The organism is Azospirillum sp. A23, assembly GCF_042938965.1.
GTDB lineage: Bacteria > Pseudomonadota > Alphaproteobacteria > Azospirillales > Azospirillaceae > Azospirillum > Azospirillum melinis.
In genome coordinates this window covers 796,942-811,038 of record NZ_CP170667.1, presented here as the reverse complement: position 1 = coordinate 811,038, position 14,097 = coordinate 796,942, and the positions used below count along the sequence as shown (strand labels likewise).

The following is a 14,097-nucleotide window of genomic DNA, read 5'->3' as shown; positions in this document are numbered from 1 at the left end:
TGATGCCGCTTTAGAAATCTGGTGTAAAGAAGGCACCTTTTCGTGACATGGTCACCCGTGCGTAACCGCCGGGTCGTCGGTCTGGATGACTGAACTGGGAGTGGATACGGATGGACAGGACCCTGCTGGGGCTGGGCGGCAAGCGGCCGTCGGAGGTCGATCAACTGCCCGACGCCTATGCCTCCGCCTGCCCGACGCGGCAGGCGCTGGACCGGATCGCCGACAAATGGACGGTGCTGATCCTCGGCTTGCTGGAAAGCGGACCGATGCGCTTCAATCAGTTGCGCCGCGAGATCGAGGGCATCTCGCAGAAGATGCTGTCGCAGACGCTCAAAAGCCTGGAGCGCGACGGGCTGGTCAGCCGCAAGGCCTTCGCCACCGTGCCGGTCACCGTCGAATACTCCATCACGCCGCTGGGCGCCACGCTGGCCGAAACGCTGGTGCCCCTGCGGATGTGGGCCGAGACCCACATCGCGCAGATGCTGGAGGCCCGCGCCGCCTATGACCGGACGGAAGACGGCGCGCCGGTCCGGCTGGACGTCGCCTAGACGTCGTCGCCGGGCTTCCCGTCCCCCTCCGTCCGCCGCAGCAGATAGTCCAGCCCGCCGACCCGGAACCAGCGATAGCCGTAGGCCTCCATCACCAGATGATGGCGGCCTTTGGCATCGGGTTCGCTGTGGTCCTCCGACAGAAGATTGACCAGCCGGCAGCCCTCGCCATGGCCGTCCACGTCCAGGACGATCTCGCAGGGCGTGTCCGACAGGTTGTGCAGGACGACCACCCCGTTGTTGCGCCAGTCGTAGCGCAGGGCCAGCACCTCCGGCCGGCCGGTCTTCAGGATTTGGAAGTCGCCCCAGCCGATTTCCGGACACTCCTTGCGCATGCGGATGATGCGCTCGGTCCAATTCAGCAGCGATTGCGGGTCGCGGCGCTGGATCGCGGCGTTGATCCGCTCGTACCCGAAGACACCGCCGCTGATCACCGGGTTTTCAGGCTCGTCGGACTTGGTGAAGCCGCCATGCGGTTCATCCGACCATTGCATCGGCGTGCGGGCACAGTTCCGTTCGGGCAGCGACAGGTCGTCGCCCATGCCGATCTCGTCGCCATAGCGGATGACCGGCGTCCCCGGCAGGGTGAACATCAGGCTGTAGGCCAGCTCGACCCGCCGCCGGTCGGCGTTCAGCATCGGCGCCAGCCGCCGCCGGATGCCGCGGTCATAGAGCTGCATCGACTTGTCCGGCCCGAAGGCGGCAAACACCGCCTGCCGCTGCTCCTCGGTCAGCCGGCCCAGATCCAGTTCGTCATGGTTGCGCAGGAAGGTGCCCCATTGGGCGGTGGCCGGCCGCGGCTTCGTCACCTCCAGCGCCTTGGCGAGCGGTGCGGTGTCCGCGGTCGCCAGCGCATAGAACAGATGCTGGTTGACCTGGAAATTGAACATCATGTGGCAGCGATCGCCGTCGGTGCCGAAATATTCCAGATCGTCTTCCGGCAGGATGTTGGCCTCGGCCAGCAGCATGGCGTCGCCGCGCCGCCACTGCACGAATTCGCGGAAGCTGCGCAACATGCCGAACTGCTCCTTCGGCGTGGTGACGTCCGCCCCCTTCTCCGCGATGATGAAGGGCACGGCGTCCATGCGGAAGCCGGCGACCCCCAGCTGGATCCAGAAGCCCATGATCTTCAGCAGCTCGGCGTGCACCTCCGGATTGGCGGTGTTCAGGTCGGGCTGGAATTTGTAGAAGCGGTGGAAATACCAGGCCTTGGCTTCGCGGTCATAGGTCCAGGTTGATTTCTGCACGCCGGGAAAGACCATGCCCTGGTCGGCATTCTCCGGCTTCTTGTCGGACCAGACATACCAGTTGCGATATTTGCTGTCGGGATCGCTGCGGGCGGCCTTGAACCAGGGATGCTCGTCGGAAGTGTGGTTGATCACCAGATCGATGATCACCCGGATGCCGCGCTGTTCGCAGGCGTGGGTGAACTCGACGAAATCGCCCAGCGTGCCGTACCGCGGATCGACGTTGTAATAGTCGGCGACGTCATACCCGTCGTCCTTCATCGGCGAGGTCTGGAACGGCCCCAGCCACAGGCAGGTCACCCCCAGCCCGTGCAGATAGTCCAGCCGGCGCAGAAGCCCCTGGAAATCGCCGACGCCGTCGCCGTTGGCGTCCATGAAGGTCGACAGCGACAGATTGTAGATCACTGCATTCTTGTACCAGAGGTCCCGGATCATGGCCGCTCCATCGCGATGCCCTACCCCCGGCCCGATGCGGGGAGGACAGGCGGGGAACAGCGGCAAGGCCACTTTGGTTGCGGGGCGAACCGGTCTTCGGCGGTAGAGACGCCTGCGGCAAAGTTGCAGGTCAGGCATCCGGCATCTGGTATGCAAAACTTTTTGCGGTAGCATGCCGGCCTGCTTATGTTGCAGCACAGCATGACTGAGCCGCCACCGTGGGCATCCGCTGCCCGCGGAGGATGTCGTTTGGCCTCACGCACTGTTGTTCCTGTCGATGCCCCTCCCCTCCCGATAAGGACGTTTCCGCCATGATCGAGACCCAGGCCCTTCTGTTCCTCGCGCTGACCGGCATGATCGGCCACGCCGTCTACATGGCCAGCGGCCGCGGCGGCTTCACCGTGATCGAGCCGGAGAAGGACGAGACGGAAGACGAGCCGGGCATCCTGTTCTCCTCCGACCGCTTCCAGCAGGCGGCGCAAGCCGAAAACAATTCCGAAGGCAAGCCCGGCAAGGCAAAGGACCGTCCCTTCTGGATCGAATGAACGATGCGGACCGGGGCGCTCTCGCGCATCCCGGCCCGCATCCGTCAGTCAGTCTTCCGAGCGAAGCCCCCCGACTGTCTCTCTAACCGCTCCCCTTACCCGTTGGCGGTGCCGGCGGCGGCTCCGACCGGGACGGCGCGGGCTGCATCGCCATGTTCGGCGCGGCGTGCCAGTTCCTCGTTCCGGGCATGGTGCCGGGCCAGCATCGGCTTCAGGACCAGCAGCGCACAGGCCGCGGCGGTCAGATCCATGGTGGCGGTCACATACAGCACGGTCGCCCAGGTGCCGGTGGCTTCCATCAGCAGGTTGCCCAGCGGGACCAGCAGGGCGGCGACACCCTTGGCGCAGTACAGGACGCCGTAGATCTTGCCGGCATGCTTGGTGCCGAAGGTGTCGGCCGAGGTGGCACTGAACAGGCTGTACACTTCGCCCCAGGCCAGGAAGACCATGCCGCTGAGGATCAGGAACATCATCGGGTCGTGGCCGAAGCGGCTCAGCATGATGATGCCGACGCCTTCCAGGGTGAAGGCGACGAACATGGTCGCCTCACGGCCGATATGGTCGGAGATGAAGCCGAACAGCGGACGCGAGATGCCGTTCATCACGCGGTCCAGCATCAGGGCGAAGGGCAGAGCCGCCATGGTCAGGCCGAAGACGCTGACGGGTGCTTCCTTCACGCCCAGATCGTGGGCGATGACGCCGAGCTGGGCCACAGCCATCAGGCCGCCGGTGACGGTGCCGATGAACATCGCCCACATGACCCAGAACACCGGGGTACGGACGGCTTCGCCCAACGTGTAGTCGCGGCGGGTCTGCGCGACCTTGGTGGAGGCCTTGACCTGCTCCTTCTGCGGCATGCGCAGGAACAGCGCGGCGCAGATGATGATGGCGCCCTGCACCAGGCCGAACCAGAAGAAGGCCGACTGATAGCCGCTGCTGTGGATCATCGCCGAGATCGGCAGGATGGTCAGGGCAGAACCGGCGCCATAGCCGCCCGCCGTCAGGCCGACCGCCAGACCGCGCTTTTCCGGGAACCACTTCAGCGCGTTGTTGACGCAGGTGGCGTAGACGCAGCCGACGCCGATGCCGCCGATGGCCGAGCCGACATACAGCATGGTGAGCGTGCCGGCATAGCTGTCGATGATCCAGGACAGGCCGGTGAAGAAGCCGCCGGCGGCGACGATCACCTTGGGGCCGTACTTGTCGATGAAGTAACCCTCGATCGGCGTCAGCCAGGTCTGCACGACGACGAAGATGGTGAAGGCGGTCTGGATCGATGCGCGCGTCCAGCCATGGGTCGCCTGGATTTCCGGGACGAACAGCGTCCAGGCATACTGGATGTTGGCCGCCGCCACCATGCAGACGATACCGACGACGATCTGCGTCCAGCGCACCGCATCGGTCACCGGCGCCGCGGATTCCGCCGCCGGTTGTGAATTCATATGAGCCATCGTGCCTCCCTTAAACTTGCCTGAGCCGGCGGCACGGCCCCTCTCCCGGGGACCGGCACGCCAATCACGATTGCGGAATGACCCGGACGGACCGCTCTTGCTGACGGTTCCTTTCCGGAACTCGGCGCGGATGCCGACAATCGCTCGGAGTTCGATTGTCCCGATTTAGGAATGCCAGATATGTAATCTGGTATGCCAAAACCGGGGACAAAAAGACACCGACGGACGGATCGACGCCGTAGGCATACTGTCCGATCAAGTAAAACTTACCTTACACACCACATCCGGCGAGCGGTCCACACCGGTTCTATTATCGGATCACCCGATCGGTCGCGTGTTCTGTAAAAAGAAGCCGTGCCGGTACCTGCACGGCCCCCTCAAACGAGGGTGTGCAGTCTTAGGAGATAGATAGATGCCGCCGTTTCCATAGAGGAACCGCATCGGCGACACATAATGTTTTGCTCGGATTGTTTTGGAACTCAACAATCCGTTTCGTCTTTCCGCATGATGGAAAAACACGGGCGGCAGCCTTGGAACGCCAGGGATGCGTCCCCATCGGCGGGTGGGCGGGGCAGGCAAAAAATGGAACTCGGGGGGTTCTAAAGGACTGACCCGCAACGCCTGGGGCAGGGCAAGCGGGAACCGTCCATGCGGTCAGGCCAGGTGGCGGACCGTCAGGAAGGCGACGCGGGTGTCGCCATAGCGGCGCTCGTCGAGCGCCGAAAAACCATCGGGAAGAGGCAGCGGGTCGCGGTCGGCGACCTCAACCACGGCGAGCGCGCCGTCGGCCAGCCAGCCGGCGCGCAGCAGCCCCTCCAGCGCGCGCGGCGCTAGCCCCTGGCCATAGGGCGGGTCGAGGAAGGCCAGCATGCAGGCACGGGGGGCCGGCGGCGGCTTGGCCGCATCGGCACGCAGAATCTGGGCGTTCGCCGTTTCGCGCAGAGCCTCGACATTGGCGCGCACGGCGTCGAGCGCCGGCCGGCCCATGTCGAGGAAGCCGCACCAGGAGGCGCCGCGCGACAGGGCTTCCAGCCCCAGCGCACCGGTACCGCAAAAGGCATCGACGACCGCGGCGCCCTCGAACTCGGGCGCCCAGTCGGCGTGGGCCAGGATGTTGAAAATGGCTTGCCGGGTGCGGTCGGTGGTGGGGCGGGTATCGCGCCCGCCCGGCGCCACCAGACTGCGGCCGCGGTGCTTACCGCCGACGATCCGCACGCGGGCGCTCCGTCCGTCCGCCAGCCCCGCCGCCAGGACGGTCGCCGGACCTCTCGCCACCGGCCTTCGGCCCGCCCCGCGGCGCCGGACCGGCACCCTTCGGGCCAGCCCCCTTCGGACCGGTTGGCTTGGAGCCGGGAGCCTTGCCGTCCCGCGGCCGGTCTTCCCGGGCCCTGTCATCGCGGGGCCGGTCGTCGCGAGCCCTGTCATCGCGAGAACGTGCACCCTCGGACCGCGGGGCGTCGGACCGGGCGCCCTCCGGCTTGCCGGAACGGCCCGGCTTCGCCGAGCCGCCGCCGAGCGACAGGGTGCCGCGGGTGGCCCCGCCGCGCCGCGCCGGCTTGGTCTCTTCGGTGCGGGCCGCTTCGGCCTCGTGCCGCTTGGTGGCGGACCGCGGCGCGCGTTTCGGCGCCGCCTTGGCATCGACCGCCGCCGCCCCGCCTTTCGAGGGTGCGGCCTTCGGACCGGACTTCCCCGCCGCTTCGGCACGGGCCTTGGCGCGCTGCTTGGTGCCGGACTCGGTCGATTCCGCCCCTTCGGGCGTGCCGAAGAAGGGGGCGATCTGTTCGCGGACGACGCGCTTCGGCACCTCCTCGACGGCACCCTCCTCCAGCTTGCCGAGCTGGAACGGACCATAGGCGACGCGGATCAGCCGGTTGACCTGGAGCCCCAGCGACTCCATCACCTTGCGGATCTCGCGGTTCTTGCCTTCCTTCAGGCTGACGGTCAGCCAGGCGTTGCGGCCCTGGATGCGGTCGAGCGCGGCCTCGATTGGGCCGTACTTCACGCCTTCGATGGTCGGCCCCTTCTCCAGCGCCGCCAGTTGCCTCTCGTCGACCTCGCCGAAGACGCGCACGCGGTAGCGGCGGGTCCAGCCGGTGGCCGGCAACTCCAGGAAGCGGGCCAACTCGCCGTCGTTGGTCAGCAGCAGCAGTCCCTCGGTCGTCAGGTCGAGACGGCCGATGGAGACCACGCGCGGCAGGTCGGGCGGCAGGCGGTCGAAGACGGTCTCGCGCCCCTTCTCGTCACGGGCGGTGGTGACCAGCCCCGACGGCTTGTGATAGCGCCACAGGCGGGCCGGCTCCGGTTCCGGAATGACCTTGCCGTCGACCTGCACGATGTCGCCGGGGCGCACCACGCAGGCCGGGCTGTCCAGCACGCGGCTGTTGACCGCGACGCGGCCCTCGGCGATCCAGCGTTCGGCGTCGCGGCGCGAGCATAGACCGGCACGCGCCAGTCGCTTGGCGATGCGTTCACCGCCATTATTGGCGGAATCGGATTTCTTGACAGTATCGGAGCGGTCCATGGCCGGACCATAGGGCCTGGACGCGCCGCCCGCAACACTGGTCCAGCGCTCCGACACCGGAATCCGGTTGACGGGCTCGGCGGCCGGTAGGCACCCTGCCCGGCCATGCCCTCTCCCTCCTATATGAACCTCGCCTTCGCCGCCGCCGAGGCCGCTGCCGCGCGCGGCGAGGTGCCGGTCGGCGCCGTCGTTGTCGATCCCGCAACGGGTGCGGTGCTCGCCGCCGCCGGCAACCGGACGGAGGAGCTGTGCGACCCGTCCGCCCATGCCGAACTGCTGGCGATCCGCGCCGCCTGTGCCGGACGCGGCCAGCCCCGCCTGCCGGGCTGCGACCTGTATGTGACGCTGGAGCCCTGCGCGCTCTGCGCCGCGGCGATCAGCTTCGCCCGCATCCGGCGGGTCTATTACGGCGCCTACGATCCCAAGGGCGGCGCCGTCGACCACGGCCCGCGCTTTTTCACCCAGCCGACCTGCCACCACGCGCCGGAAGTCTACAGCGGAATCGGCGAGACCCGGGCCGGGAAACTGCTGCGGGACTTCTTCAGGGAGCGCCGGTAGGCCTTCGCCGACGGTTGGACTCTCGGTACGCGCATTATTGTTATCGCCATGCCGGAACAGAATTTCTCAACAGCAAACGTATGCAAACAAATTCACCCCACAGAAAATCCGGACGAAATTCATCAGATCGCAGCAACCGTCGCATATAATACGTATAAACAAGGTATGCTCTGTTAAGTGTTTGTTTAACGAATATACTCCCATGATGCGTCTGTCGCCTTCAGCCATCGGGAGTTAAAAAGAATGCTGTCGTTCCGCAAGCCCCAGGACAATCAGGCAGCCGAAGAGTTGGCTCTGCTGGGACGCCATGCGGGTGTCGGGTTGTGGGACGCCGTGATTCACAATGGCGACCCGATGCATGCGCAGAGCCGCTGGCACTGGTCGCCGGAGTTCCGCCGCCTCGTCGGCTTCGGCCACGACGACACGGCCGGTTTCCCCGACAAGGTCGGATCCTGGGCCGACCGGCTGCACCCCGACGATGCCAAGCCAACCTTCGACAGCTTCATGGCCTGCCTGAACGACCGCAGCGGCCGCACCGGCTATGACGTGAATTACCGGCTGAAGGTGAAGGACGGCAGCTATCGCTGGTTCCGCGCCATCGGCGGCGTCGCCCGCGACAGCAGCGGCCTTGCGCTCCGCGCCTGCGGGTCACTGATCGACATCGATGCCGAGCGCAACGAGTTGGAGCGGGCCAAGCTGCTCGACCGCCATGCCGGTGTCGGCCTTTGGGATGCGGTGTTCTACAACGCCGACCCGATGCATGCGCAGAGCCGCTGGCACTGGTCGCCGGAATTCCGCCGCCTCGCCGGTTTCGACCGTGACGACAAGGTCGGTTTCCCCGACGGCGTCAATTCCTGGGCCGACCGGCTGCACCCGGACGACGCCAAGCGGACCTTCGACGGCTTCATGGCCTGCCTGAACGACCGCAGCGGCCGCACCGGCTACGACGTCGATTACCGGCTCAAGCTGAAGGACGGCACCTATCGCTGGTTCCGCGCCATCGGCGGCGTCGCCCGCGACGGCAACGGCCTGGCCTTGCGCGCCTGCGGGTCGCTGATCGACATCCACGGCCAGAAGATGGCCGAACTGCGGCAGGCGGAACTGGACGGCGAACGCCGCAGCAGCATCGCCAACCTTGCCGCGTCTCTGGACCGCGAAGTCGGCACCGCCGCCGACCGCGCCACCGCCAACGCCCAGACCGTCGCCGCCGCGACGGAGGAGCTGTCGGCCTCGATCTCCGACATCAGCAACCGCGCCAACGAGGCGTCGGGCGCCTCGCTGAAGGCATCGGAGGAGGCGACCCGCACCAACGCCGCGGTGGAAGCCCTGGTCACCTCGGCCGAGCGCATCGGTGCCATCACCAAGCTGATCAACAGCATCGCCTCGCAGACCAACCTGCTGGCGCTGAACGCCACCATTGAAGCCGCCCGCGCCGGCGAGGCGGGCCGCGGCTTCGCAGTGGTGGCGAACGAGGTGAAGTCGCTGGCCCAGCAGAGCGGCAGCGCTGCCGACGACATCGCGGCACAGATCGCGTCGGTCCAGCAGGAGGCGCTGCACGCGGTCGATGCCATCCGCCGCATCGGCACGATCGTCACCGACGTTCAGCAGATCTCCACCACCATCGCCGCCGCCGTGTCGCAGCAGGAATCGGCGACCAAGGAGATCGCCCACAGCGTCACCCGCGTGGTCCGCGACATCGAAGTTGTGTCGCAGAACATCGCCTCCACGTCGGAGCGGCTGCGGGCCTAAAGGGAAAAGAATCTGAGGGAAAAGAAAAGGGGGCGCATCGCTGCGCCCCCCGATTTCCTGTCCGACAGCGGAGCTTACCGCCCCACCGCCCGCCAGCCGATGTCGCGGCGGCAGAAGCCGCCCGGCCAGTCCAGCGCATCCACCGCCTTGTAGGCCGCCGTCTGAGCCTCCGCCACCGTCGGCGCCAGCGCGGTCACGCCCAGCACCCGGCCACCGGCCGACAGCACCCGGCCATCCTCGGCCCGCCTGGTGCCGGCATGGAACACGGTCACGCCATCCACCGCGCCGGCCTTGTCCAGCCCGCGGATCTCGGTGTTCTTGGCGTAATCGCCGGGATAGCCGTTGGCCGCCATCACCACGCACAGCGCGGTCCGGTCGTGCCAGCGCAGATCGATGCTGTCCAGCACTCCGTCGGCCGCCGCCACCAGCGCCGCCAGCGCGTCGGACTTCAGCCGCATCATCAGCGTCTGGCATTCCGGATCGCCGAAACGGACGTTGAACTCCAGCGTCTTCGGCACCGGGCCGTCCGGCGTCTGCATGATCATCAGGCCGGCGAACAGCACGCCCTTGAACGGCTTGCCTTCCGCCGCCATGCCCTTGACCGTCGGCAGGATGATCTCGCGCATCACGCGGTCCTGCAGGTCGGCGGTCAGCACCGGGGCCGGGGAATAGGCGCCCATGCCGCCGGTGTTCGGGCCGGTGTCGCCGTCGCCGACCGCCTTGTGGTCCTGGGCCGAGGCCAGCGGCAGGGCGTTCTCGCCGTCGCACAGCGCGAAGAAGCTGACCTCCTCGCCGTCCAGGAACTCCTCCACCACCACCTCGGCGCCGGCGGCGCCGAAGCGGCCACCGACCAGTGCGTCGTCGATGGCCTCGAAGGCCTCCTGCTCGGTGCGGGCGACGGTGACGCCCTTGCCGGCGGCCAGACCGTCGGCCTTCACCACGATGGGGGCGCCATGCTTGCGCACATAGGCCTTGGCGGCTTCGGGATCCTTGAAGCGTTCGTAGAAGGCGGTGGGCACCCCATATTTCGCCAGGATGTCCTTCATGAAGCCCTTGGAACCCTCAAGCTCCGCCGCCGCCGCACTCGGCCCGAAGGCCTTGACGCCCAGCGCGGTCAGCCTGTCCACCAGACCCAGCACCAGCGGCCCTTCCGGACCGACGACGACGAAGTCGATGGCATTCTCCTGGACGAAGCGCACCAGCGCGTCGACATCCTCCGACCCGATTGCCACCAGCGTGGCGACGTCGGCGATGCCGGCATTCCCCGGCGCGCAATAGAGCGCATCGCACAGCGGCGAGTTGGAAATGGCCCAGCAGAGCGCGTGCTCACGACCGCCCGATCCGACGACGAGGACTTTCATGGGGGGGCGCTCCTTCCGCCTTGTTGCGATCTGCGCGCCTTGTATCATGGCGGCGCCCCAACTCAAGAGCGCCATGACGTCCGAAAACGCACCCCAAACCTCCACGCCGCTGATTGCCCCGGAACCGCGCCCCGGCTCCAACCTTCCGGAATTCACCGTCGGCGACCTCGCCCGCCGGCTGAAGCGCAGCATCGAGGAGGAGTTCGGCTTCGTCCGCGTCCGCGGCGAGATCAGCCAGCCGAAGAAGCACAGCTCCGGCCACTGCTACATGCGCCTGAAGGACGACACCGCGGTGATCGAGGCGGTGTGCTGGCGCGGCACCATGGCGAAGCTGGCCGTCCGGCCGGAAGAAGGGCTGGAGGTCATCGTCACCGGGCGCATGACGACCTATCCCGGCCGCTCGCAATATCAGCTGATCGTCGAGTCGATGGAGCTGGCCGGCGAAGGCGCGCTCCTGAAGATGCTGGAGGAGCGCAAGCGCCGGCTGGCGGCGGAGGGGCTGTTCGATCCCGCCCGCAAGAAGCGCATCCCCTTCCTGCCCGACGTGATCGGCGTCGTCACCTCTCCCACCGGGGCGGTCATCCGCGACATCCTGCACCGGCTGAACGACCGCTTCCCCCGCCATGTCCTGCTGTGGCCGGTCGCGGTGCAGGGCGAACGTGCGGCGGCCGAGGTGACGGCGGCCATCGAGGGCTTCAACCGCATCCAGCCGGGCGGACGCGTTCCCCGGCCCGACCTGATCATCGTCGCGCGCGGCGGCGGCTCGCTGGAAGACCTGATGGCCTTCAACGAGGAGAATGTCGTCCGTGCCGCCGCGGCCAGCGCCATTCCGCTGATCTCCGCCGTCGGCCACGAGACCGACACCACGCTGATCGACTTCGCGTCGGACCTGCGGGCGCCCACCCCGACCGCCGCCGCCGAGATGGCGGTGCCGGTGCGCGGCGAACTGCTGGCCCAGATCCTCGATGACGAGCGCCGGCTGCTCGCCTGCGCCTCGCGCGCGGTGGAGGACCGCCGCAACCGGGTGGAGGGGCTGGCCCGCGGCCTCGGCGATCCCCGCGCCCTGCTGGAAGGCCATGCCCAGCGGCTGGACGACCGGGCGGAGCGCCTGAACCTTGCAGCGATGGCCCTGCTGGAGCGCCGCCGTACCCGCGTCGGCGAACTGGCCGCAAAGCTGCGCCATCCGCGCGAGAAGCTGGGCCAAGCCGAGCAGAAACTGGCGTCGGAAAGCCGCGCCCTCGATTCGGGCCTGCGCCATGCGGTGACCACCGCCGGCGGTCGGTTCGACCGGGTTGCCGGCCGGTTGTCGCTGACCCCGGCGCGGGTGAAGCTGGACGAAGGCACCCGCCGCATCGCCGACCTGACGCCGCGCCTCGACCGCAGCTATGCCAAGGGGGTTGCCGACAAGGCGGCGTCTCTGGCGTCGCTCGGCCAATTGCTGGAAAGTTACAGCTACAAGGGCGTGCTGGCCCGTGGCTTCGCCCTGGTCGAGGACCGCGACGGCCGCCCGGTCACCCGTGCCGATCAGGCGACGCCGGGTCTGGCCGTGAACATCGTCTTCGCCGACGATGCCAAGGTTGCAGCAACCGTCGATGGCGGCGTGCCCAATGTGGAGGTGAAGCCCGAGGCGCAGGCGGAACCCAAGCCGGAGAAAAAGGAGGCACCGCGCAAGCCTCGGCCGGTGCCGGTACAGGGCAGCCTGTTCTGAGACTGCGTGGCCTGGGTCGGACAGGAGCGGAGCTGGCTATCCGCCGGCCAGTTCGTCGCGCTGTTGCCGTGCAAGCCGAAGCGGCACGCTCCAGTCCCTTGGCGCCTGTTGGCGGCATAGTGTGACGGTCGGATACCAGGGGGTGTCCGTCCGGTCGCGCAGCCAGCGCCATTCGGCGGCATAGGGCAGCAATGCACAGGTCGGGCGCCCCAGCGCCCCGGCCAGATGCACGGTGACATTGTCGATGGAGACCACGAGGTCGACGGCGGCGACCGCCGCAGCCAACCCGTCCAGATCGGCCCAGGGATCGAGGCCGGGCAGTCCGCCGATGTCGATTCCCTCCGCCGTCAAGGCGGCGATCTCCTGCGTCCAGTCGCCATATTGCAGCACCACGAGTCGGACGCCGGGCCGGTGGAGCGCATGCGCCAGCACGCGCAACGGAATATTGCGACTGCGCCCATGCTTGGGATTGGTCGTGTGCCAGGCGATGCCGACCGCCAGCGTGCCGGGCGGAATCGCCGCGCGAAAACCCGAAACCCTGGCCGGATCGGCCAGCAGATAGGGCGCGGCGGAACGCGGTACGCCCTTGGCGTCCGCCAGCAGGCGCGGCAGGCTGCCCGCCGGGATTTGCACGGCAATCGGGGCACGGTCCGGGTCGGCCGCCTCGGTCCGCGTCAGGCTTGGATCGGGGGGCCAGCCACGCGCGACCACCTCCACCTCCGGCAGCGAGCGCGCGAACAGCGGAACCAGCCGCGATTCGCATTCCAACACACAGCTGACACCCGCCCGGACCAGCAGAGGCAGCAGGCTGGCGAACTGGATTTCGTCGCCGATCCCCTGTTCGCCCCAGACCAGCAGACGGTTCCGACCCAGCGGCCCGCCCGTCCAGGCCGGTTGCGGGAACCGTCCGGCGGCGAACAGCCAGGGCGGCACGGTCCAGCGCTCTTCCCAGGCCGCCCACCCCTCTTCGAAACGGCCGAGGGTCAGCAGGGCCAGGGCGCGGAGCAGCCGGGATTCCCCCAGGTCGGGAGCGAGCGCCAGCACCGCCTGCGTGTTCGCCAAGGCTTCCTCCGGATGGCCTGCGAGCAGCAGCGCGTCACCCAGATTGCTGCGGATGCCGATCTCGTCCGGCCGCAACGCCGCCGCCCGGCGCTGGCCTGTCAGCGCGGCGTCCAGCTCATCCAACCCCTTCAGGACATTCGAACGATTGTTCCACAGCTCCGCCGCCGCCGGATCGACCACAAGACCGGACTCGTAGGCCCGGTGCGCCTCCGTCAATCGTCCGGCCTCCTTGTGCAGTCTGCCCAGCCCGTTCCAGATGCCGTGATGCAGCGGGTCGAGGATCAGGGCACGCCGGAGCGTCCGTGCCGCCTCGCCATCGGGAGCCTGCCGGCCCACCTGCAGGAGATACTCCCCCAGCAGCCGCAGCATCTCGGCGGCATCGGGGGCCAGCAGCAGGGCGATGCGGCGCTCCACCGCCGCCGTCGCGACCTGCCTGTCGGCGACCAGCGCCACCGCGAGGTTGCAGCGCAGCTCGATGGAAAGCGGTTGCAGCCCGACCGCGACACGAAGTGCCTGCGCGGCCTCGCCGGGGCGGCCCGCCTTCAAGGACCGCATCGCAAAATCGTTGAGCTGGACGATCCGGGTCGGGTCGAGGGTGGCGGCGCAGACCATCGGATCGAGAGCCTCGCCGGGCCGGCCCAGCGCCTCCAGCAGGCCGGCGAGATTGGTATGGAAATCCGGCTGCGTCCCATCGCCGGCGATTGCCTGCCGGATCAGGGCGCAGCCCTCCTCCAGCCTGCCGCTCTGCCCCAGCAGGATGCCGCGCAGGTGGAGCGTCATGACATGGTCGGGGACGGCATCCAGAATCTGGCGATAGATGGCATCCGCCTCGTCGAAGCGCCGCTCCTGGTGCAGGTCGAAGGCGATGAGCAGAGCTTCCTGGATCGTCGCCATGACCGTTCCGTCCTTTCC

At 67.9% G+C, this 14,097-nt stretch carries 11 protein-coding genes; 5 read left to right on the top strand and 6 right to left on the bottom strand.

Annotated features, from left to right (window positions below; translation table 11 throughout):
• The first annotated feature begins 110 nt into the window (after positions 1 to 110).
• Complete coding sequence (locus ABNQ40_RS21205; RefSeq protein ID WP_109052167.1) at positions 111 to 548, top strand: helix-turn-helix domain-containing protein; 438 nt, start codon at positions 111 to 113, stop codon at positions 546 to 548.
• Here ABNQ40_RS21205 and ABNQ40_RS21200 read toward each other — a convergent pair.
• Positions 545 to 2,230 carry an alpha-amylase family protein gene (locus tag ABNQ40_RS21200; protein ID WP_109052166.1) on the bottom strand — a complete coding sequence of 562 codons (1,686 nt, stop codon included), beginning with the start codon at positions 2,228 to 2,230 and terminating at the stop codon, positions 545 to 547. The genes ABNQ40_RS21205 and ABNQ40_RS21200 overlap by 4 nt on opposite strands.
• A 311-nt stretch (positions 2,231 to 2,541) precedes the next feature.
• On the opposite strand from ABNQ40_RS21200, the gene ABNQ40_RS21195 reads away from it, so the two are divergent.
• Positions 2,542 to 2,775 (top strand): hypothetical protein, encoded by a 234-nt coding sequence (locus tag ABNQ40_RS21195; protein WP_109052165.1) that lies wholly within the window; start codon positions 2,542 to 2,544, stop codon positions 2,773 to 2,775.
• A 95-nt stretch (positions 2,776 to 2,870) separates the two neighbouring features.
• Here ABNQ40_RS21195 and oxlT read toward each other — a convergent pair whose 3' ends face one another.
• The 3 genes from oxlT to ABNQ40_RS21180 form a co-directional block, all read right to left on the bottom strand.
• On the bottom strand, positions 2,871 to 4,217 hold the full coding sequence (oxlT, locus tag ABNQ40_RS21190; protein ID WP_109052164.1) for an oxalate/formate MFS antiporter: 1,347 nt from the start codon (positions 4,215 to 4,217) through the stop codon (positions 2,871 to 2,873).
• Between the two features lie 663 nt (positions 4,218 to 4,880).
• Complete coding sequence (gene rsmD / locus ABNQ40_RS21185) at positions 4,881 to 5,441, bottom strand: 16S rRNA (guanine(966)-N(2))-methyltransferase RsmD (protein ID WP_109052163.1); 561 nt, start codon at positions 5,439 to 5,441, stop codon at positions 4,881 to 4,883.
• On the bottom strand, positions 5,422 to 6,747 hold the full coding sequence (locus ABNQ40_RS21180; protein WP_109052162.1) for a pseudouridine synthase: 1,326 nt from the start codon (positions 6,745 to 6,747) through the stop codon (positions 5,422 to 5,424). Before ABNQ40_RS21180 ends, rsmD begins: the two co-directional genes overlap by 20 nt.
• A gap of 105 nt (positions 6,748 to 6,852) precedes the next feature.
• Between ABNQ40_RS21180 and ABNQ40_RS21175 the strand changes: the two genes are divergently transcribed.
• The gene (locus ABNQ40_RS21175) at positions 6,853 to 7,305 is read left to right on the top strand and encodes a nucleoside deaminase (RefSeq protein ID WP_109052161.1); all 453 of its coding nucleotides are present in this window, start codon (positions 6,853 to 6,855) and stop codon (positions 7,303 to 7,305) included.
• A 243-nt stretch (positions 7,306 to 7,548) separates the two neighbouring features.
• Complete coding sequence (locus tag ABNQ40_RS21170; protein WP_109052160.1) at positions 7,549 to 9,054, top strand: PAS domain-containing methyl-accepting chemotaxis protein; 1,506 nt, start codon at positions 7,549 to 7,551, stop codon at positions 9,052 to 9,054.
• Between the two features lie 74 nt (positions 9,055 to 9,128).
• On the opposite strand, the gene purD is transcribed toward ABNQ40_RS21170, so the two are convergent.
• Positions 9,129 to 10,415: a phosphoribosylamine--glycine ligase gene (gene purD / locus ABNQ40_RS21165; protein WP_109052159.1), complete on the bottom strand. Its 1,287-nt coding sequence runs from the start codon at positions 10,413 to 10,415 to the stop codon at positions 9,129 to 9,131.
• A 73-nt stretch (positions 10,416 to 10,488) separates the two neighbouring features.
• On the opposite strand from purD, the gene xseA reads away from it, so the two are divergent.
• Positions 10,489 to 12,123, top strand: a complete 1,635-nt coding sequence (gene xseA / locus ABNQ40_RS21160) for an exodeoxyribonuclease VII large subunit (RefSeq protein WP_199235436.1) — start codon at positions 10,489 to 10,491, stop codon at positions 12,121 to 12,123.
• 36 nt (positions 12,124 to 12,159) lie between these two features.
• Here the strand turns inward: xseA and ABNQ40_RS21155 are convergent, their stop codons facing one another.
• Complete coding sequence (locus ABNQ40_RS21155; RefSeq protein WP_109052158.1) at positions 12,160 to 14,079, bottom strand: tetratricopeptide repeat protein; 1,920 nt, start codon at positions 14,077 to 14,079, stop codon at positions 12,160 to 12,162.
• Positions 14,080 to 14,097: the final 18 nt, after the last annotated feature.

Bases quoted from the DNA above. Each gene is read 5' to 3' on its own strand.
- ABNQ40_RS21205 (WP_109052167.1), top strand. From the start codon at position 111: ATGGACAGGACCCTGCTGGGGCTGGGCGGCAAGCGGCCGTCGGAGGTC.
- ABNQ40_RS21200 (WP_109052166.1), bottom strand. From the start codon at position 2,230: ATGATCCGGGACCTCTGGTACAAGAATGCAGTGATCTACAATCTGTCG.
- ABNQ40_RS21195 (WP_109052165.1), top strand. From the start codon at position 2,542: ATGATCGAGACCCAGGCCCTTCTGTTCCTCGCGCTGACCGGCATGATC.
- oxlT (WP_109052164.1), bottom strand. From the start codon at position 4,217: ATGAATTCACAACCGGCGGCGGAATCCGCGGCGCCGGTGACCGATGCG.
- ABNQ40_RS21180 (WP_109052162.1), bottom strand. From the start codon at position 6,747: ATGGACCGCTCCGATACTGTCAAGAAATCCGATTCCGCCAATAATGGC.
- ABNQ40_RS21175 (WP_109052161.1), top strand. From the start codon at position 6,853: ATGCCCTCTCCCTCCTATATGAACCTCGCCTTCGCCGCCGCCGAGGCC.
- ABNQ40_RS21170 (WP_109052160.1), top strand. From the start codon at position 7,549: ATGCTGTCGTTCCGCAAGCCCCAGGACAATCAGGCAGCCGAAGAGTTG.
- purD (WP_109052159.1), bottom strand. From the start codon at position 10,415: ATGAAAGTCCTCGTCGTCGGATCGGGCGGTCGTGAGCACGCGCTCTGC.
- xseA (WP_199235436.1), top strand. From the start codon at position 10,489: ATGACGTCCGAAAACGCACCCCAAACCTCCACGCCGCTGATTGCCCCG.
- ABNQ40_RS21155 (WP_109052158.1), bottom strand. From the start codon at position 14,079: ATGGCGACGATCCAGGAAGCTCTGCTCATCGCCTTCGACCTGCACCAG.